Origin of the sequence: Delftia acidovorans NBRC 14950 (assembly GCF_001598795.1) — a bacterium.
GTDB lineage: Bacteria > Pseudomonadota > Gammaproteobacteria > Burkholderiales > Burkholderiaceae_C > Comamonas > Comamonas acidovorans.
Genome location: NZ_BCZP01000001.1, coordinates 97937 through 115796 on the forward strand (window position 1 = coordinate 97937; position 17860 = coordinate 115796).

General features: G+C 67.1%; 16 protein-coding genes and 1 tRNA gene. 3 read left to right on the forward strand and 14 right to left on the reverse strand.

Annotated elements, in window-relative coordinates; genetic code table 11:
• Positions 1-4: 4 nt before the first annotated feature.
• The 7 genes from pth to DA1_RS00435 all read right to left on the reverse strand — a co-directional run bounded on the left by pth (position 5) and on the right by DA1_RS00435 (position 5934).
• On the reverse strand, positions 5-628 hold the full coding sequence (pth, locus tag DA1_RS00405) for an aminoacyl-tRNA hydrolase (protein WP_012207233.1): 624 nt from the start codon (positions 626-628) through the stop codon (positions 5-7).
• A 126-nt stretch (positions 629-754) separates the two neighbouring features.
• On the reverse strand, positions 755-1384 hold the full coding sequence (locus DA1_RS00410) for a 50S ribosomal protein L25/general stress protein Ctc (RefSeq protein WP_013800859.1): 630 nt from the start codon (positions 1382-1384) through the stop codon (positions 755-757).
• 173 nt (positions 1385-1557) lie between these two features.
• On the reverse strand, positions 1558-2517 hold the full coding sequence (locus DA1_RS00415; RefSeq protein ID WP_012207231.1) for a ribose-phosphate pyrophosphokinase: 960 nt from the start codon (positions 2515-2517) through the stop codon (positions 1558-1560).
• Between the two features lie 44 nt (positions 2518-2561).
• A tRNA-Gln gene (locus DA1_RS00420) sits at positions 2562-2638 on the reverse strand.
• Between the two features lie 29 nt (positions 2639-2667).
• Complete coding sequence (gene ispE, locus DA1_RS00425) at positions 2668-3531, reverse strand: 4-(cytidine 5'-diphospho)-2-C-methyl-D-erythritol kinase (protein WP_034396867.1); 864 nt, start codon at positions 3529-3531, stop codon at positions 2668-2670.
• 70 nt (positions 3532-3601) lie between these two features.
• Complete coding sequence (locus tag DA1_RS00430) at positions 3602-4150, reverse strand: outer membrane lipoprotein LolB (protein WP_230590933.1); 549 nt, start codon at positions 4148-4150, stop codon at positions 3602-3604.
• Positions 4147-5934 (reverse strand): tetratricopeptide repeat protein, encoded by a 1788-nt coding sequence (locus DA1_RS00435; RefSeq protein WP_174549346.1) that lies wholly within the window; start codon positions 5932-5934, stop codon positions 4147-4149. The genes DA1_RS00430 and DA1_RS00435 overlap by 4 nt, the downstream gene beginning before the upstream one ends.
• A 61-nt stretch (positions 5935-5995) precedes the next feature.
• Here DA1_RS00435 and mutM point away from each other — a divergent pair, with 61 nt between their 5' ends.
• From mutM to mutY, 3 genes are all read left to right on the forward strand, one after another.
• Positions 5996-6826 carry a bifunctional DNA-formamidopyrimidine glycosylase/DNA-(apurinic or apyrimidinic site) lyase gene (mutM, locus tag DA1_RS00440; protein ID WP_034396863.1) on the forward strand — a complete coding sequence of 277 codons (831 nt, stop codon included), beginning with the start codon at positions 5996-5998 and terminating at the stop codon, positions 6824-6826.
• Positions 6827-7162: 336 nt separating this feature from the next.
• Positions 7163-9160: a dynamin family protein gene (locus DA1_RS00445; protein ID WP_013800863.1), complete on the forward strand. Its 1998-nt coding sequence runs from the start codon at positions 7163-7165 to the stop codon at positions 9158-9160.
• A 4-nt stretch (positions 9161-9164) separates the two neighbouring features.
• Positions 9165-10241 carry an A/G-specific adenine glycosylase gene (gene mutY / locus DA1_RS00450; RefSeq protein ID WP_034396861.1) on the forward strand — a complete coding sequence of 359 codons (1077 nt, stop codon included), beginning with the start codon at positions 9165-9167 and terminating at the stop codon, positions 10239-10241.
• Between the two features lie 21 nt (positions 10242-10262).
• On the opposite strand, the gene DA1_RS00455 is transcribed toward mutY, so the two are convergent.
• The 7 genes from DA1_RS00455 to DA1_RS00485 form a co-directional block, all read right to left on the reverse strand.
• Positions 10263-10505 carry a hypothetical protein gene (locus DA1_RS00455; protein ID WP_012207224.1) on the reverse strand — a complete coding sequence of 81 codons (243 nt, stop codon included), beginning with the start codon at positions 10503-10505 and terminating at the stop codon, positions 10263-10265.
• Positions 10502-11935, reverse strand: coding sequence for a cell envelope integrity protein CreD (gene creD, locus DA1_RS00460; RefSeq protein WP_034396859.1), 1434 nt, complete (start codon positions 11933-11935; stop codon positions 10502-10504). Before creD ends, DA1_RS00455 begins: the two co-directional genes overlap by 4 nt.
• A 113-nt stretch (positions 11936-12048) precedes the next feature.
• Positions 12049-13509, reverse strand: coding sequence for a two-component system sensor histidine kinase CreC (creC, locus tag DA1_RS00465; protein ID WP_034396857.1), 1461 nt, complete (start codon positions 13507-13509; stop codon positions 12049-12051).
• A gap of 16 nt (positions 13510-13525) precedes the next feature.
• Entirely contained in the window at positions 13526-14245 is a 720-nt protein-coding gene (creB, locus tag DA1_RS00470) for a two-component system response regulator CreB (protein ID WP_080736956.1), read from the reverse strand.
• 29 nt (positions 14246-14274) lie between these two features.
• Complete coding sequence (gene rapZ, locus DA1_RS00475; RefSeq protein ID WP_012207220.1) at positions 14275-15177, reverse strand: RNase adapter RapZ; 903 nt, start codon at positions 15175-15177, stop codon at positions 14275-14277.
• Positions 15178-15181: 4 nt separating this feature from the next.
• A complete protein-coding gene (gene recN / locus DA1_RS00480) occupies positions 15182-16957 on the reverse strand; it encodes a DNA repair protein RecN (protein WP_034396853.1) in 1776 nt (591 codons plus the stop codon).
• A gap of 2 nt (positions 16958-16959) precedes the next feature.
• Positions 16960-17856 carry an NAD kinase gene (locus DA1_RS00485; RefSeq protein ID WP_012207218.1) on the reverse strand — a complete coding sequence of 299 codons (897 nt, stop codon included), beginning with the start codon at positions 17854-17856 and terminating at the stop codon, positions 16960-16962.
• Between the last annotated feature and the right edge of the window lie 4 nt (positions 17857-17860).

Genomic DNA, 17860 nt, shown 5'->3' on the forward strand with positions numbered 1-17860 from the left:
ACGTTCAGCCCTTGTCGCTCTCGGCCGTGGCCGGGCGTGCGGGCTTGGGGCGCGGCGGCTTGGTGGTGTGGATCAGCAAGGTTGCCTTGTCCATGTTGCCGGCCTGCAGTTCGGGCCAGGCCTTGAGGGAGTGGGCGATGCTGTCCTCGATCAGCTGGCGCTGGTCGGGCGCGGGCTTCTTGAGCACCCAGTTGGCGACTTCGGCCTTGTGGCCCGGATGGCCTATGCCGATGCGCAGCCGCCAGTAGTCGGCCGAGCCCAGCTGGGCATGGATATCGCGCAGGCCGTTGTGGCCGCCGTGGCTGCCGCCGCGCTTGAGCTTTACCTGGCCGGGCTCGAAGTCCAGTTCGTCATGGACCACCAGGACTTCCTCGGGCTGGATCTTGAAGAAGCGCGCCAGCGCGCCCACCGACTTGCCCGACAGGTTCATGAAGGTCTGCGGCTGCAGCAGCCAGACGTTCTCGCCGCGCACGCTGGCACGGGCCATGAGGCCGAAGTAGCTGCGCTCGGGCACCAGCTGGACCTTGAGTTCGCGCGCCAGCGCATCAATCCACCAAAAGCCCGCGTTGTGGCGGGTGTCCTCATACTCCGGCCCGGGGTTGCCCAGGCCGACAAACAATTTGATCATCGGGCGATTATCTCCATGGCGGCCGCAGCAGGCGGGTGAGGGTGCTCCTCCATGCAAAAGGCCCACGCGAGGTGGGCCTTTTGCAGGTTTGCGGCAGCCGGGGCCACCGCAAGGGAAAGCCAAGAATTACTTCTTGCCCTTCTTGGCCGGAGCGGCCGGGGCTGCCACGGGAGCTGCCGATGCATCAGGAGCCACTTCGGGCAGCTTGATGGAGATCAGGGCGGGGTTCTTGTTGGAACCGCGCACCACGGCCTTCACGCCGTTGGGCAGCTTGACGCCTTGCAGGCCCAGGGTGGACTTGGAAGTCAGGCCGCTCAGGTCCACGGTGATGAACTCGGGCAGTTGGGCGGGCATGCACACCACGTCCAGTTCATGGACCAGGGGAGTGATCGTGCAGTTCTCGACCTTGACGGCCTGGGACTGTTCCATGCCTTCGAAGTGCAGCGGCACCTTCAGGTGAACCTTGGTCTTGTCGTCAACGCGCTGGAAGTCCACGTGCAGGATGAGCTGCTTGTAGGGGTGGAATTGCACGTCGCGCAGCACGACCTTGGAGGTCTGGCCGTTGACTTCCATGTCCAGGATGCTGGAGTGGAACACTTCCTTCTTCAGGGCGTGCCACAGGGCGTTGTGATCGATTTCGATCAGTTGGGCTTCGGCAGCACCGCCGTAGACGATGCCAGGGGCCTTGCCCGAATTGCGCAGACGGCGGCTCGCACCCGTACCTTGCTTGGCGCGCTCAAAAGCGACGAATTGCATAACTAACTCCTAGATGGATGGACCGCGACCAGCCTCATCCGTTGATAAAAGAACGCCCGTCCGATGCGGACCAGGCTGCTCTTGCGGTGTCCCGGGGTGGTCCTGAAACCACTCCGGAACGCGCAAACCTCCCGAAGGAGGTTTGCTGGGTTCCGACCACAGGGGCCGATATTTTATTCAGAGAACAGGCTCAGCACCGAATCACCGGTGGAAATCCGCTGGATCGTCTGGGCAATCAGGGGTGCCACGGACAGTTGGCGGATCTTGCCGCAGGCCTGTGCCTCGGCGCTCAGGGGAATGGTGTTGGTCACCACGACCTCGTCCAGGGCGTTGCCGTTGCCGATGCGCTCGATGGCCGGACCCGAGAAGATCGGGTGCGTGCAGTAGGCATAGACACTCTTGGCGCCGCGCTGCTTGAGCACTTCGGCCGCCTTCACCAGCGTGCCGGCGGTGTCGATCATGTCATCCATGATCACGCAGTTGCGGCCGTCGATGTCGCCGATGACATGCATGACTTCGGAGACATTCGCCTTGGGGCGGCGCTTGTCGATGATGGCCAGGTCGCAGCCGAGCTGCTTGGCCAGCGCACGTGCGCGGACCACGCCGCCGACGTCAGGGGAGACGACGATCAGGTCTTCGTAGTTCTTCTGGCGCAGATCGCCCAGCAGCACCGGCGTGGCATAGATGTTGTCCACGGGGATGTCGAAGAAGCCCTGGATCTGGTCTGCGTGCAGGTCCATGGTCAGGACGCGCTCGACGCCTACGGCCTGCAGCATGTTGGCCACGACCTTGGCCGTGATCGGCACGCGGGTGGAGCGCGGGCGGCGGTCCTGGCGGGCGTAGCCGAAGTAGGGAATCACCGCGCAGATGCGCTCGGCCGATGCACGCTTGAGCGCGTCCACCATGACCAGCAGTTCCATCAGGTTGTCGTTGGTCGGTGCGCAGGTGGATTGCACGACGAAGACGTCGCGCGTACGCACGTTCTGCTTGATCTCGACGGCGACTTCTCCATCGGAGAAACGACCCACGTCGGCTGCGCCCAGCGTGGTGCCGAGGTGCTGAACGATTTCAGTGGCCATGCCAGGATTGGCATTGCCGGTGAAGACCATGATGTCAGGATGATGTGAATGCATTGAGCGCCCCAGTACGATGGGTTTGCCTTGACGCGAAAGACGTTTGGCAGGGGAGGAAGGACTCGAACCCTCGCATGCCGGAATCAAAATCCGGTGCCTTTACCAACTTGGCGACTCCCCTACACAGGCCTTCTGCCGCAGGCAGACAGCCTATAAACTTTCATCTTTCAGCCAATCCTTGAGAGGATGGGCCTGCAGATTGCTGCAAACTCTGACATTCCAGGCGCCAGGGGCGTCTTTTAAGTCAATCGTTTGCGTCAGTGGTGCAAATACTGCACTTCCTGAGCCCGTCATTCTAGCATGCAGTTTTAGTGAGTTTAGCCAATCGATGGCTTTTTTCACTTCAGGCTGCAGCCTTTCGGCGACAGGCTGCAAGTCGTTTTGGCCAAAGCCATAGTGATCTGCAGCAAAGTCTTCGATTGTAGCATGGGCATGATCGCGCTTGAGGGTTGCGTCGCGGAAGATGGACAGGGTCTCCAGCCCCGCCTCGGGCTTGACCACCACGAACCGCTGGGGCGGCAGGGCATTGGCCTGTTCCAGCGGCGTGATGTGCTCGCCTATGCCTTCCACCCAGGCGGAGTTGCCGCACAGAAAGAAGGGCACATCGGCGCCCAGGTCCAGTGCAATGCGCTGCAGCTCGCGCCGCGTCAGGTTCAACTGCCACAGGCGGTTCAGTGCGATCAGGGTCGATGCCGCATCCGACGAGCCCCCGCCCATCCCGGCCTGCGCCGGCAGGCGCTTTTCCACGCCGATGTGCACGCCCGCGCTGCAGCCGGTCGCCTGCTGCAGGGCCCGTGCGGCCCGCACGATGAGATCGTCGGCAGGAAGTGCCATGCCCGACAGGTCCTCGCGGCTGATCTGGCTGTCGCCACGCCTGTCGAAATGCAGCGTGTCATGCCAGTCCAACAGCATGAAGACCGATTGCAGCAGGTGATAGCCATCGGCGCGGCGGCCGGTGATGTGGAGGAACAGGTTGAGCTTGGCCGGAGCCGGCACGTCGTGGAGCGAGCGCATGGGCTGGAGAGGATGAAGAAAAAGAGGCAGGTGCGGCAGCTGGGGATGGAGCAGGCGCGCCTGGCGGAAGTCAGGGCGTGTCGAGCACGATGCGCAGCGCGGCCGGCGGCTGTGGGTCATGGCGCCGGGCGAACAGGCGGCCCTGCTCCATGCGGGAGAGGTCGACCTGCCAGCCTGCGGCTGCGGTGGCCCGGCCCTGCAGCCAGTCGAACAGGGCGGCAATGGGCAGATCGCTACCCGTCAGCTCCTGCACCAGTGCGGGCAGCGAGTCCGAGGTCTTGCGCTCCTCGCCTTGTTGCAGGCTTGCCTGACCCGGCTCCCAGAGCAGACGCGCCAGTGTCGAGCCCAGGGGCGTGAACAGCAGCAGCTCGCCGCGCTGGGGGGTGCCCAGCAGCTCGAAGCCTGCGCTGAAGGATTGGTTTTGCGCATCTTCCACCTGCAGGGCCAGCCGGCCCGCCCAGTGGCCTGCAGCGGCGGGTGCGGTTGCGTCGGCCTGCAGCTGGCGGGGTGGCAGGGCACAGCCGGCCAGGGCCAGCAGTGCGGCGGCGGCCGCCGTGGCGCACAGCTGCCGGCGTGCAAGGGCGGGATGCGGCAACCCGGGCACGGCGCGGTGGCTCAAAGCGAGACGCCCAGGCGGCGCAGGGTTTCGCGCAGGGTCGTGTTGTCGGGACTGGTGGCCAGGCCCTGGCGCCAGATCTTCTGCGCGCGTTCGCGATCACCCTTGGCCCAGAGCACTTCGCCCAGGTGTGCGGCGATCTCCACGTCGGGGCGTGATGCGTAGGCGCTTTCGAGCAGCCTGAGGGCTTCGTCCAGGTCGCCCCGGCGGAATTTCACCCAGGCAAGGCTGTCGGTGATGAAGGGGTCGCCAGGCGACATTTCCAGCGCCTTGCCGACGAGCTTTTCGGCTTCATCCAGATGAATGCCGCGTTCGGCGAAGGAGTAGCCCAGCGCGTTGTAGGCGTGTTGGAAATCAGGCTGGCGCGCGATGATGCCGCGCAGCAGCCGCTCCATTTCGTCATGCTTGCCAATGCGCTCCGCCAGCAGGGCGGTGTCATAGGCGAGCTCGGCGTCTTCAGGGTCCTGCTTTTGCAACTCGGCCTGCAGCGCGTAGGCCTGGGCATTCTGATTGGCATCGCGCAGCAGCTGCACTTCGGCCAGGCGCTTGAGTCGCTGCTGGCTGGGGCCGCTGGCGGGCACGGCCTCGATGAGGGCGCGGGCTTCCTTGAGCTTGCCCTGGCGCGCGAGCAGGGCGGCACGGCGCGCCTGCACGCTCAACAGGTTGGGCGCGTCGTCGATGCGGCGCAGCAGGGCGTCGGCCTCGGCGAACTTGCCCTGCTTTTCTGCAATCTGGGACTGCAGTAGGTAGTACTGGGACTGGGCTGCACTGCGCGCCACACCGGCGGGAATCTGCGGCACGAGCTTGCCAAAGCGCTCGGTGGACGCCTGGGCTGCATCCACGTCGTTGGATTGCAGCTGCAGCGCGGCCAGCGTGGCCCAGGCTTCGGCGTAGTCGGGGGAATCCACGGTGATGGAGACCAGCTGCTGGCGGGCCTCGTCCAGGCGCTGCTGGCCCAGCAGCACGCGGGCATAGGCCATGCGCATCTGGGCTGAAGGGTTCTTGGCCAGGTAGCGTTTGACGATGGGCTCCGCCTCAGGCATGCCGGCTTCCAGCAGCTCCATGGACAGCAGGGCCACGGGGCCGGTATCGGGTGTCAGTGCCTGTGCCTTTTGCACGGCCTGCATGGCGGCAGCCTTCTGCCCGGCGCCCAGCCGCATATGGCCGATGGTGGCCCAGGCCAGCGGGCCGCTGGCCGGATTGTCGGTCTCGCCAGCCATGGCTTGCTCGACCACATCGGCAGCAAGGGCCTTGTCGCTGGCGTTGTTGTAGAGCTGGGTGATGCCCAGGTAGGTGGCGGGCTTGGAGGGCGCAGGCGTGGCCTCGATCTCGCGCTTGAGATAGCTGCCGGTATCGGCGATGCGGTTCAGTGCCACCAGGATCTGGAGCACGAAGCGGTTGGCGTCGCGGGACTGGGGAAAGGCGTCCAGCCAGGCGCGGGCATTGGCCAGTGCGCGTTCACCTGAGCGCGACTGCAGCGCCAGCTCGGTGCCGCGCCGGTACAGCTGCTCGCTGCCGCTGGTGCGTGCGGCCTCCATCATCATGGCCTGGGCGTCGCCCAGCGCACCTTCGCTGGCGGCGATCTCGCCGACCAGGATCTCGTAGAACAGCTCGGCGTTGAGGGCGGCGCGATCGTCCTCCGCAGAGGCGGCGGCGGACGAGGGAGGTTCGGGGGATTCCGTCTCGATGGTGGCTGCGGTCTTGCCTGGGAGTGCCCAGGCAGTGGCGGAACCCATGGCCAGGGCTGCTGCCACGGCAAGTCCCTGAAGGCGAAGGCGATGATCCATCGAACCATAATAATCGAAGCCCAGACCACATTTCGCACAACTACAGCACAACCCGGATCGCATGCCTGAATTGCCAGAAGTAGAAGTCACGCGGCGCGCTTTTGCCGCGCAGATCGCCGGAGCGCGCATTGAATCCGTGGCCTTGGGCAAGCCCTTGCGCTGGCCGTTGGGCATTGCCCCCCAACTGCTGGCCGGGCGCGATGTGCACGGCGTGCGCCGGCGCGGCAAGTATCTGCTGATGGAGCTGAGCGAGGGCCTGCTGATGCTGCACCTGGGCATGTCGGGCAGCCTGCGTTTCGTGGCCCCCCATGAAGCACCGCTGGGGCCTGCAGGGACGCATGACCATTTCGACCTGCAGACCAGCAAGGGCCTGCTGCGGCTGCACGATCCGCGGCGCTTTGGCGCGGTAATGTATGTGGCGGCCGAGAGCGATCCCTGGGCGCGCAGGCTGCTGGACCATCTGGGGATGGAGCCGCTGGATGACAGTTTCTCGTTCGAGGCCTTCCGGGCCGGCCTGAAGGCCAGCCGCACGCCCATCAAGCAGTTGCTGCTGAACGGCAGCGTGGTCGTGGGCGTGGGCAATATCTATGCGTCCGAGGTGCTGTTCATGGCGCGCATCGCGCCCACGCAGCCGGCCTGCGAGGTCGGGCCGCGCAAGGTGCGCCGGTTGTTCGAGGAGATCCGCCGCGTGCTGGCCCTGGCGGTGGAGCAGGGCGGCACGACGCTGCGCGATTTCTCCGCGCCCGATGGCATGGCCGGCCACTTCCAACTGCATGCCAAGGTCTATGGCCGCGAAGGCCTGCCCTGCACGCATTGCGGCTCGCCCGTGCAAATGCTGCGCCAGGGGCAGCGCAGCACCTACTTCTGCGCGCGGTGCCAGAAGGCGGGATGATCGCTTCAAAAAACGGAGCGAATTCTCAACGTCTCGTAACGCCTGTTGCGGCTGCATTGCGGCAGGTCCCGCGAAGCATTTGCAAAAAGCGCCTGTTTCTTCAAATTTCAGGCACCAACCGCCGCAGATTGGTGGTGAAATATTGTTTCATTTGTAAATAAACGATATTTTGTCCTTAATCCCCCCGCTCCAGGGGCCGGCCTTGGGGCGCCGCAGCAGGCAAAACGGGGCGACGGTGCTATATTTTGAAGAGAACAGGCATAACGCTTGCGACGCAATGTCGAGGCGATCACTAGGCATCGGCAGACATTGGCGATGCAATGGCGGGGGAAACACGTGGGACCATCATTCAACGAGCAATTCGACCAGCACGGCGCATGGCGCCGCGGCTTTGCGCAGCAATTGCATGCGCTGCGCGAATGGCTGCAGTCCCAGGAGCTGCTGGATGTCGCGGTGCAGGAGCGGCTGCAGCGGCTGGAAGCCCAGGTGCGTGGCGACAAGGTCATGGTGGCCTTCGTGGCCGAGTTCTCGCGCGGCAAGTCCGAGCTGATCAATGCGGTCTTCTTCGCCCACTATGGCCGCCGCCTCATGCCGGCCAGCGCAGGGCGCACGACCATGTGCCCCGCCGAGCTGGGCTGGGAAGCCGAGCTGCAGCCCAGCCTGCGCCTGCTGCCCATCGATACGCGCGAATCGCTGGAAAGCCTGGGCCAGTGGCGCGCCCGTCCCGAGGCCTGGCTGCAGCTGCCGCTCGACGTGAACAATGCCCAGCAGATCGCCGACACGCTGGCCAAGGTGGCCGAAGTGCGCAAGGTTTCCGTGGAACTGGCGCGGACCTGGGGCTTCTGGCATGACGAGGACCAGGGCGGCAATCCCTTCGTGGATGAGCAGGGCCTGGTAGAGGTGCCCATGTGGCGCCATGCGCTGATCAACATGCCCCACCCCCTGCTCAAGCAGGGGCTGGTGATTCTGGATACGCCCGGCCTGAATGCCGTGGGCGCCGAGCCCGAGCTGACCGTCAACCTGATCCCCCAGGCCCATGCCGTGGTCTTCGTGCTGGCGGCCGATACCGGCGTGACCAAGTCCGATCTGGCCATCTGGCGCGACCATGTGCTGCCGCCCGATGTGGCTTCGGGCCAGCATGCGCTGGCCGACTCCCGCCTCGTGGTGCTCAACAAGATAGACACGCTCTGGGACAGCCTGAGTTCCGCGTCGCAGGTGCAGGCCCAACTGCAGCGCCAGCGCCAGGAGTCGGCACAGATGCTGGGCCTGCCCATGGAGCGGGTGCTGCCCGTGTCGGCGCAAAAGGGCCTGGTGGCCAAGGTCTCCAGCAACGATGCGCTGCTGCAGGCCAGCGGACTGCCCGTTTTCGAGAACATGCTGGCCGAGGGCATCATGGGCCAGCGCCAGAAGGTGCTGCAGACGGCCGTCAGGGCCAATGTGCAGCAGTTGCAGGTCGAGGTGGAGCGCGTGCTCAACATCCGCCGCCGCGACCTGGACGACCAGATGGCCGAGCTGCGCAGCCTGCGCGGCAAGAATGCCAGCGTCATCGCCTCCATGCGCCACCGCATCGAGAGCGAGCAGCAGGATTTCGATGCCAGCGCCGCCAGGATCCAGGCCGTTCGGCTGGTGCACATGCGCATGCTGCGCGACATCTTCCGCCAGCTGGGCTCCAGCGCGCTCAAGCAGGAACTGGTCGATCTCAAGGATGCGCTGGAGCAGCGCGGCCTGAAGCTGGGCGCCCGCAAGGTCTATGCCGAAACCTTCGAGCGCCTGCGTACCGTGGCGACCCGGGCGCAGGCGCAGGCCGGAGAGATCCAGTCCATGCTAGGCGCGACCTTCAAGGAACTCAATGCCGAGTTTGGCTTCTCGCTGCAGGCTCCGGCCCAGCTGGAACTGGCCGAGTTCGGCGGCGACCTGCAGCGCATCGAGGCCAGCTATACCCAGTACCTGGGCCTGGGTCATGCGCTCAGGCGCAGCAATCCTGCGTTTGCGCAGCGCCTGATCAAGGCGCTGGCGATGCGGTTGCGCACGGTGTTCGAGTCTGCGGCCAACGACGTGGACATGTGGAGCAAATCCGCCACGGCCCAGCTCGATGCCCAATTGAAGGAGCGCAAGCGCAGCTTTGCCCGCCGCATCGAAGCGGTGGACCGCATACAGAATGCGGCCTCGGGCCTGGTGGAACGCATTGCCGAGATCGAGACCGCTGACGAACAGCTCACGGCCTTGCAGCTGCAGCTGGGGCAGGCCACCATGGAACTGCTGCAACCCCTGTCGCCCACGCCTGCCTTCCCCGGCCTGGCAAAGGCTGCACAGGAAACCTCACTGACTGCTTGATATCTTGACCTTTCCCTCGATTGCCACGCCCGTCGTGCAGTGGCAGGCGTCGCATGGACGCAATCACCTGCCCTGGCAGCAGACGCGCGATCCCTACCGCGTCTGGCTCTCCGAAATCATGCTGCAGCAGACCCAGGTGAGTACCGTGCTGGGCTACTACCAGCGCTTTCTCGATGCCTTCCCCGATGTCGCCAGCCTGGCGGCCGCACCGCAGGACGCGGTGCTGGCGCTGTGGAGCGGCCTGGGCTACTACAGCCGTGCGCGCAACCTGCACCGCTGTGCCCAGGCCGTGGTCGAGGACTGGGGTGGTGCCTTTCCCGGCAGGGCCGAGGATCTGGCCACGCTGCCGGGCATAGGCCGGTCCACGGCGGGCGCCATCGCCTCCTTTTGCTTTTCCGAGCGTGTGCCCATCCTCGATGCCAACGTGCGGCGCGTGCTCACACGCGTGCTGGCTTTCGATGCGGATCTGGCTGTTGCCAGGAATGAGCGCGAACTGTGGGACCTGGCCCAGCAGCTGTGCCCCACCGAGGGCCTGCAGCAGGCCATGCCCCGCTATACCCAGGGCCTGATGGACCTGGGTGCCACCATCTGCACGCCGCGCAAGCCCAGCTGTCTGGTCTGTCCGCTGCAGCCGCAGTGCCGCGCGGCGCGCTTTGGCAATCCCGAAAACTATCCCGTGCGAACGCGCAAGCTCAAGCGCAGTTCCGAGGCCTGGTGGCTGCTGATCGCCGTGGACGGGCAGGGCCGCGTCTGGCTGGAGCGCCGTCCTCAGCAGGGCATATGGGCAGGGCTTTATGCGCCGCCCGTGTTCAACGGGCGCGAGGCGCTGGAGCAGGCGGTGGCACAGCACTGGCCGGGAACGGCGCTCCTGGACTGGACCGATCTGCCTGCCTTCCTGCATGTGCTCACCCACCGCGATCTGCACCTGCATCCGGTGCGCGTGCGCGTGCGCGTGCAGGGCGGCGGCCTCGATGCCGCCACGCCGGACGGCCAGGGCTGCTGGGCCGATGCCGGAGCCTGGGCCGACATGGGCCTGCCAGCCCCGGTACGCAAGCTGCTGGATGCGCAATTTGCGGGCTGAGGCCACGGCCGGCCCGGCTGGCTAGAACCTGCGGCGCGGCAGCAGCAGGGCGCATCGCAGCAGCATCCAGGCCAGCCACTGTTCCCGTGCGCCGGGCGTGCGCCTGGCGCGTGCGGTGGCGTCGGCAATGTGCAGGCGCAGGGAGCCAAGGGCATGGCGGTCCCCGCTTTGCACGGCCTGTTGCCAGGCCTGCTCGCAGCGCTGGCGCTCCAGCGCCTGATTGTCCGGGCTGCGGATATCGCTGATGGCGGTGATGGTGCTCATGGCTGCAGCGCTCCCACGGTGGGTGGGGTGCCCGCGCCTTCACCTGAGCGGTCGCCATCCTGCCGGCCGAAGGCATACCAGTCCACATGCCGCGTGCAGACCATGATCAGGGCCAGCACCGCGAACAGCGCGATCGATCCCACGATGAGCGCGCTTTGCTCCAGTTGCAGCAGCACGTACAGCAGGCCGTAGAGTGCGGCGATGCCCGCCGCAAACGGCAGGCCGCGGCGCAGGCTGCCCAGGATGTGGCTGGCGTAGTAGGCCAGCAGCAGCACGCAGGCCGAGGCGGCAATGCCGTAGGCGCTGGCAAATCCCATGTGCTCCGACAGGCTGATCAGCAGCAGAAAGAAGCTGCACAGCGCCGATCCCACCAGCAGGTACTGGATGGGATGCACGCGCAGCTGCTTGAGCACCTCGAACAGGCCGACGGCCACGAAGGTCAGCACCACGAAGAGCAGGCCGTACTTGGTGGCGCGGTCGCTCAACGAGTAGGCGTTGATGGGGTCCACGAAGTCCGTATCCAGCGATTCCAGGCAAGGGCCGCTGTTGGGGGCATGGGCGGTGGCCGCGTATTCCTCCATGTCGCGGCGGCCGGGCTGGCACAGCGGCTGCTGGTCAGTGAAGGCCTGGCGTGCGGACGAGGCCAGGGCCGAGAGGTTCCAGCTGGCTTCGAAGCCCTTGGCGCTGATCTCCCGCCGGTTGGGCAGAAAGCTGCCACCGAACGAGGGATGGGGCCAGTCGGCCGACAACTGGACCTGGCTGTGGCTGCCCAGCGGCACGAAGGCCAGCTTTTCGGTGCCCACCAGTTCCAGGGCAATCTTCAGTTCAAGGGGCCCGTCCTTCTTGAGCAGGGCCGGCGCCAGTTCCGCCTGCAGGCCCTGCGAATAGCGCTCCAGTGATGTGCCGGGGCCCACGTCCAGGCTCTTGCCATCGGCTTCGATGGTGGCCGAGCGTATGCCGCGCGGATCGGTGAGCGACAGCGCCACCCGCAGTGCGCCGCAGCGCACGGTCTGGTTGGCCGCCGTGTCGATGGAGGGCCTTTCCAGGTACTGGGCGGCGTTCGTGAAGCTGGCGCTGATGCTGTCCTGCATGGCATAGGTGCTGACCTGGTGCAGGCCGCGCGAGCGCTCCTCCATGCGCGCCGTGGCCTGGTGGCGCAGTTGGTCGGGCAGCAGCATGCGCTGGAACTGGCGCGTGGTCCATTCGGTCTTGCTGCCTTTTTCCAAGCCCGTGGTCTCGGTGCAGTTTTGCACCAGCACCGGGCCCATCAGCGTCTGGCGGCCAGCCAGGCTGGCGACCACGCCCTGCACGGCGTTGTCGCGGTTGCGTATGCGGTCCCGCACCACGTCGTGTATCAGGCCCAGGCCCAGCATCAAAAGGCCCAGCATGACCAGCAGGGCCACGCCTTTGGCAAGCAGTCGGTTCTTCATTCCACATCCCGTTCGTTGATCGTGGACGCAGTCTGGGCGGTGGCTGTGTGGCCGGAATGAAGTGTGTGAAGCGGGTGTGAAGTCGGATTCGCAGGGCCGATAGGGGGTGGGCGTCAGTGTGCCCGCAGTGGCCAGTTCAGCGTGACACGCAGCCCGGGGTGGGCGTTGGTGGCCTGCATGCTGCCGCCGTGCAGCAGCATGATGCGCAGCACGATGGACAGGCCCAGTCCCGTGCCGCTGCGCTCCCCGTTGGGGCGGGGGGTGGTGAAAAAGCGCTCGCCCAGCCGGCCGAGTAGCGCCTCGGGCACGCCGGGGCCGTGGTCGCGCACGCTGACGCGGCCGGGCTCCAGGTCCACGTGGATGCTGCTGCCCTCGGGGGCGAAGTCGATGGCGTTGCTGAGCAGGTTGCTCAGGGCCAGCACCACCAGGTCCTGCTCCCAGGGGCCACTGCTGTCCTGGCCTTGCAGAACCAGCTGGATGCGGCGCTGGTGCGCTGCGCTGTGGACTTGCGCCATTGCCTGTTCGGCACAGGCCTGCAGGCTGCAGGCCGTGTGCGCGTGCAGGGCGCGGCGCTGCTCCAGCTGGCTCAGGCGCAGCAACTGGTCCACGAGGTTTTGCAGGCGCTGGCACTGGTCCACCACCTGGCGCGCGAACAGTTCGCGGTCGGCCGGGGGCAGGTCTTCCTGCAGCAGCTCGCCTGCGCCACGGATGGCAGCCACGGGGCTCTTGAGCTCGTGCGTGAGGGCGCGCACATAGCCTTCGATGTAGTCGCGCCCTTCCAGGCGGCTGCGCATGTTCTCCATGGCGCGGGCCAGTTCGCCCAGCTCGCCGGGCATGCGCGGGGCTTCGGGCATGGGGGGCGCCGTGGTGGGCGAGGCGGCCTCGTTGAGCGTGGGCGCCTGTACCTGCTGGGCATAGCTGCGCAGGCGCCGCACATGGATGACCAGCCACCAGGTGACGGCAAAGCCCACGCCGGCCGACAGCAGCAGGAACAGCAGGCCGCCGCGCAGCATCTTGCTTTCCGCGCTGTCCACGATCTTCTGCACCGAGTGGGCGGGCTTGGAGGCGGTGAGCACGCCCGCCACGCGGCCATCGAGCATGATGGGTGCCGAGACATACATGACGCTGCTGGCCTCGTCGTTCTGCACCTCGCGCGTGGTGCGTGCGCCGTATTCGCCGCGCAGCGTGCGGTACACGTCGCGCCAGCGCGAGTAGTCGGCGCCCTGGTCCAGCCCGGCGGAGTCGAACAGCACCAGGCCCTTCTGGTCCGTGACGGTGACGCGCATGTCCAGGCTGGTCTTGCGCGTGTCCCAGATCCAGACCTTGACGGTCTGGTTGGCATAGGCCTGCATGTGGTGCGCGAAGCGGCTGTCCGCAGGGCTTTGCTGCAGCACGCCGCTGGCCATGTCGTCGCTGGCCAGCGCGGCCAGGGCGTAGGCGGTCTCGACCAGCGTGTCCTCGGTCACCTTGCGCACGCTGGGCTTGACCTCGACCATGAAGACGCGCAGCACGAAGAATGCGGCCAGGCCGTTGATGACGAAAAAGGCGAAGAACAGCCGCAGTCCGAGGCGCATGGCGTGCTGCGGTGGCTCAGCCCGGCAGCGTCAGGCTGTAGCCCATGCCGCGGTGGGTGGTGATGAAGTCCTGCTGCGGCGCCTGGGCGCGCAGCTTGGCGCGCAGGGTCTTGACGTGCGTATCCACGGTGCGGTCCGTGCTGTCGCTGTCCTGGCCCCAGATGCTGTCGAGGAGGAACTCGCGGCTGAGGATGCGCCCGGGGCGCTCCAGCAGGCAGCGCAGCAGCTGGTACTCGCGCCGCGTCAGCTCCAGGGGCACGCCCTGCATGCGCACGCGCTGGCCTTGCGTATCGATGCTGAACAGGGCATCGGCCGGCGCTGCGCTGGCCGTTGGCGCGGGCTGCAGGCGCTGCGCACGGCGCAGCAGGGCGCGGGTGCGGGCCACCAGCTCGCGCGGGCTGAAGGGTTTGGTCAGGTAGTCGTCGGCGCCCAGCTCCAGGCCCAGCACGCGGTCCATTTCCTCGCCGCGTGCGCTGAGCACCAGCAGCGGCACGGCGGCGCCGGCCTGGCGCAGCTCGCGGCACCAGTCCAGGCCGTTGCCATCGGGCAGGCCCACGTCCAGCAGCAGGGCATCGGGCGGCTGCGCCCGCCATTGCGCGCGTGCATCGGCCAACTGCAGGCAGTGGCGCACGGCAATGCCGTCACGCTCCAGCGCATAGCAGACGGTGCGCGCGATGGCGGGGTCGTCCTCCACGAGCAGCACGCGCGGAGCGTTCGTCATCGGCAAGCCTTGCATCGCAGTGTTCCGGAGGCGGGGCCTGGCGCTCAGACGTCGTGCGCAAGCAAGTCGGCAGGCTTGAGCGTGGGCCGGCTGTCCAGCGAGCGGTGCCGGCACAGCGTGGGCCAGCGCGGGGCGAAGTGCCGCGCCAGTTCCTCGACCAGGAAGACCGAGCGGTGCTGGCCCCCGGTGCAGCCGATGGCCACGGTGACATAGCTGCGGTGGTTGCTGGCCATCATGTCCAGCCAGGACTCCAGGAACTGCTGGATGTCGCGGCGCATCTGGTCCACGCCGGGCTGCTGGCGCAGGAACTCGGCCACGGGCGCGTCCATGCCGGTCAGCGGGCGCAGCTGGGGTTCGTAGTGCGGGTTGGGCAGCATGCGCACATCGAACACATAGTCGGAATCCGAGGGCAGGCCGTGCTTGAAGCCGAAGGACTGGAAGACCAGCGTCATCTGGCCCACCGGGGCCGCAATCAGCTCCTTGATATAGCTTTGCAGCTGGGACGAGCGCAGGTGGCTGGTGTCGATGACGTGCGACTTCTCGCGCAGGTCGCCCAGCAGTTCACGCTCGGTTTCTATGTCCTGCACCAGGGCGCGGCGGCCTTCGGCGACCGGCCCCTGCGACAGCGGATGGCGGCGCCGGGTTTCGGAGAAGCGCCGCACCAGGGTGCCCGTGGTGGCGTCCAGAAAGACCAGGTGGGGCACGACGCCCTGGCGCTGCAGCCGTTCCAGCTGACCGGGCAGGTGGGGCAGTCCGCCGGCGCTGCGCGCATCCATGGCGATGGCCACCTTGTTGCTGTGGCGGCCGTGCTCCAGTTCGACGAAGGCGGACAGCAGCTCGGGGGGCAGGTTGTCCACGCAGTAGTAGCCGGCATCCTCCAGCGCATGCAGGGCGACGGATTTGCCCGATCCGGACATCCCGGTGATCAGCACGATCTCAAGCGACATGGCATCAGCCTCCATTGGTGTTGCGCGCGCCGTTGGCCGCGCGTCCCGGCTTGGACCGTGTGCGGTCGGCATCGGACTGTGGCCGCTGCCGGCCGGCCCGTCGCGGGGGTGGGCGGGGCGCGGGTGCCTGGCGCGCCATGGCCAGCATTTCGCGGGCATGGGCCATCGTGGTTTCGGACTGTCGCTCGCCACCCAGCATGCGCGCCAGCTCGGCCTCGCGTGCGGCGCTGTCCAGCGGCTGCACGGTGCTGAGCGTGCCTTGCCTGGCGCGCTGCTTGGCCACCAGGTAGTGCTGGTCGGCGCAGGCGGCAACCTGCGGCAGGTGGGTGACGGACAGCACCTGCCGCGATCGGCCCAGTGCGTGCATGAGGCGGCCCACGGTCTCGGCGACGGCGCCGCCCACGCCCGAGTCCACCTCGTCGAAGATCAGCGTGCCGGCCTCGCCCAGCTCGCTGGTGGTCACGGCAATCGCCAGCGAAATGCGCGACAGCTCGCCGCCCGACGCCACCTTGGCAATCGGCTTGGGACTGGCGCCCGGGTGGCCGGCAACCAGAAAGGCCACGCTGTCCACGCCAAAGGCACCAGGGGAGTCGGCCGTGGACAGGGCGGCCTCGAACAGGCCGCCTTCCATGCCCAGGCCTTGCATGGCCTGGGTGATGGCGCGCGACAGGCGTGGCGCGGCCAGGGCGCGTTGCTGCGACAGCACCCGGGCGCTTGCCTGGTAGTGCTGCTGCGCCGATTGCTCGGCAGCATGCAGGGCCTCGATGTCCACGGCGGCGTCCAACTGCTGCAGTTCCTGGCGCCATCCGGCCAGCAGCGCCGGCAGTTCATCGGGTGTGCGGCGGTAGCGGCGCGCCAGCTGCATCCACAGCGATAGGCGCTCATCGAGTTCGGCCAGGCGCTCGGGGTCCAGGTCGGCGCGGCGCAGATAGCTTTGCAGCGAATGGCGCGCATCCTGCGCCTGGGCCATGCATGAGGCCAGCACGTCGGCAATGTTCTGGAAGTCGGGCTCCAGGTGTTCCTGGTTCTGGATCAGGTGGCTGGCGCGGCCCAGCGGAGTGATCACGCCGGCCTCGTCGTCCTCCAGCATCTGCAGCGTGGTCTGGGCGGTGTCGATCAGCGTCTGGGCATGCGACAGGCGCGTGTGCTGGGCATTGAGCTCGTCCCACTCGTCGGCCTGCGGGGCCAGCTTGTCGAGTTCGGTGATCTGCCACTGCAGCCGCTCGCGCTCGCGCTGCAGGCTGTCCTGGGCGGATTGCGCATGCTGCAGCGCCTGCCGGGCCTGGGACCAACGGCTCCAGCAGCCCTGGACCTCGCGGCTGTCGATGCCGGCATAGGCATCGAGCAGCGCGCGCGCCGCATCGGGCCGCGTGAGGCTTTGCCAGGCATGCTGGCCGTGAATGTCGATGAGCTGCTCGCCCAGGGCGCGCAGCTGCGTGGCCGTGGCTGGTGTGCCGTTGATCCAGGCGCGGCTGCGGCCCTGGGTGTCCACCGTGCGCCGCAGCAGCAGGCTGCTGTCCTCGCAGGCCAGGCCTGCGGCCTCCAGCCAGGGGCGCAGCCGCGCGCAGCCGTCGAACTCCACGCAGATATCGGCCTGGGTGCAGCCTTCGCGCACCACGTCGGCGTCGGCGCGGGCGCCCAGGGCCAGCTGCAATGCGTCGATCAGTATGGATTTGCCGGCGCCGGTCTCGCCGGTCAGCACGGTGAAGCCCGCATGCCAGTCCAGATCCAGGGCCTGCACGATCACGAAGTCGCGCAGAACGATGCGCTTGAGCGCCATGGTCAGGCGCCTCCCTCGTTCCAGCCCAGTTTCTTGCGCAGCGTGGCGAAGTAGTTCCAACCCTTGGGATGCAGAAAGCGCACGCTGTGGTGGGCGCGGCTCACGAGGATGCGGTCGCCATGCTGCAGCGAGGCCAGGGACTGCATGTCGAAATTGGCGCTGACATCGCGCCCGGCCACGACTTCGATCGTGACCTCGTTGGCATCGGACAGCACGATGGGGCGGTTGGACAGGTTGTGCGGCGCAATGGGTGCCATCACCCAGGCGGGGATGGAAGGGTGCATCATCGGCCCGCCGGCGGACAGCGCATAGGCCGTGGAGCCCGTGGGCGTGGCCACGATCAGGCCGTCGGCGCGCTGGTTGGAGACAAAGCGGCCGCCCACCTCGATGCGCAGCTCCACCATGCCCGAGGTGCCGCCGCGGTTGACCACCACGTCGTTCATGGCCAGGGCCTCGAACACGCACTGGCCGTCGCGGATCACGCGGGCGCACATCAGGGGACGCAGGTCCTCCTCGTATTCGCCCTGCAGCATGGGCGTGAGCGTGGCCTCGAAGTCCTCCAGCGCGATGTCGGTGACAAAGCCCAGGCGGCCCTGGTTCACCCCGATCAGGGGCGTTCCGTATTGCGCCAGGTGCCGGCTCACGCCGAGCATGGTGCCGTCGCCGCCGACGACCAGGCCCAGGTCGCAATGCCTGCCCAGGCCATCGACATCGAGGGTGGGGTAGTCTGTGAGCCCTGCGTGCAGGGCCGATTGGGTATCAAGCACGACTTCGCAGCCCTGGCGCCTGAGGAAGTCCGCAATGCGCTCAAGCGCGTTGCTGGCATTCTCGGACGGGGCGCTTGCGCTGGGAGCGTGGTACTTCCCGATCAAGGCAACGTGGCGAAACGTGGACGTCATTTCT

Excerpts from the sequence above, each read along its gene's own strand:
- rapZ (WP_012207220.1), bottom strand. The coding sequence starts at position 15,177 with ATGTCGCTTGAGATCGTGCTGATCACCGGGATGTCCGGATCGGGCAAA.
- recN (WP_034396853.1), bottom strand. The coding sequence starts at position 16,957 with ATGGCGCTCAAGCGCATCGTTCTGCGCGACTTCGTGATCGTGCAGGCC.
- DA1_RS00415 (WP_012207231.1), bottom strand. The coding sequence starts at position 2,517 with ATGCATTCACATCATCCTGACATCATGGTCTTCACCGGCAATGCCAAT.
- DA1_RS00455 (WP_012207224.1), bottom strand. The coding sequence starts at position 10,505 with ATGAGCACCATCACCGCCATCAGCGATATCCGCAGCCCGGACAATCAG.
- mutM (WP_034396863.1), top strand. The coding sequence starts at position 5,996 with ATGCCTGAATTGCCAGAAGTAGAAGTCACGCGGCGCGCTTTTGCCGCG.
- DA1_RS00435 (WP_174549346.1), bottom strand. The coding sequence starts at position 5,934 with ATGGATCATCGCCTTCGCCTTCAGGGACTTGCCGTGGCAGCAGCCCTG.
- creC (WP_034396857.1), bottom strand. The coding sequence starts at position 13,509 with ATGCGCCTCGGACTGCGGCTGTTCTTCGCCTTTTTCGTCATCAACGGC.
- DA1_RS00485 (WP_012207218.1), bottom strand. The coding sequence starts at position 17,856 with ATGACGTCCACGTTTCGCCACGTTGCCTTGATCGGGAAGTACCACGCT.
- creD (WP_034396859.1), bottom strand. The coding sequence starts at position 11,935 with ATGAAGAACCGACTGCTTGCCAAAGGCGTGGCCCTGCTGGTCATGCTG.
- pth (WP_012207233.1), bottom strand. The coding sequence starts at position 628 with ATGATCAAATTGTTTGTCGGCCTGGGCAACCCCGGGCCGGAGTATGAG.
- ispE (WP_034396867.1), bottom strand. The coding sequence starts at position 3,531 with ATGCGCTCGCTCCACGACGTGCCGGCTCCGGCCAAGCTCAACCTGTTC.
- creB (WP_080736956.1), bottom strand. The coding sequence starts at position 14,245 with ATGCAAGGCTTGCCGATGACGAACGCTCCGCGCGTGCTGCTCGTGGAG.
- DA1_RS00410 (WP_013800859.1), bottom strand. The coding sequence starts at position 1,384 with ATGCAATTCGTCGCTTTTGAGCGCGCCAAGCAAGGTACGGGTGCGAGC.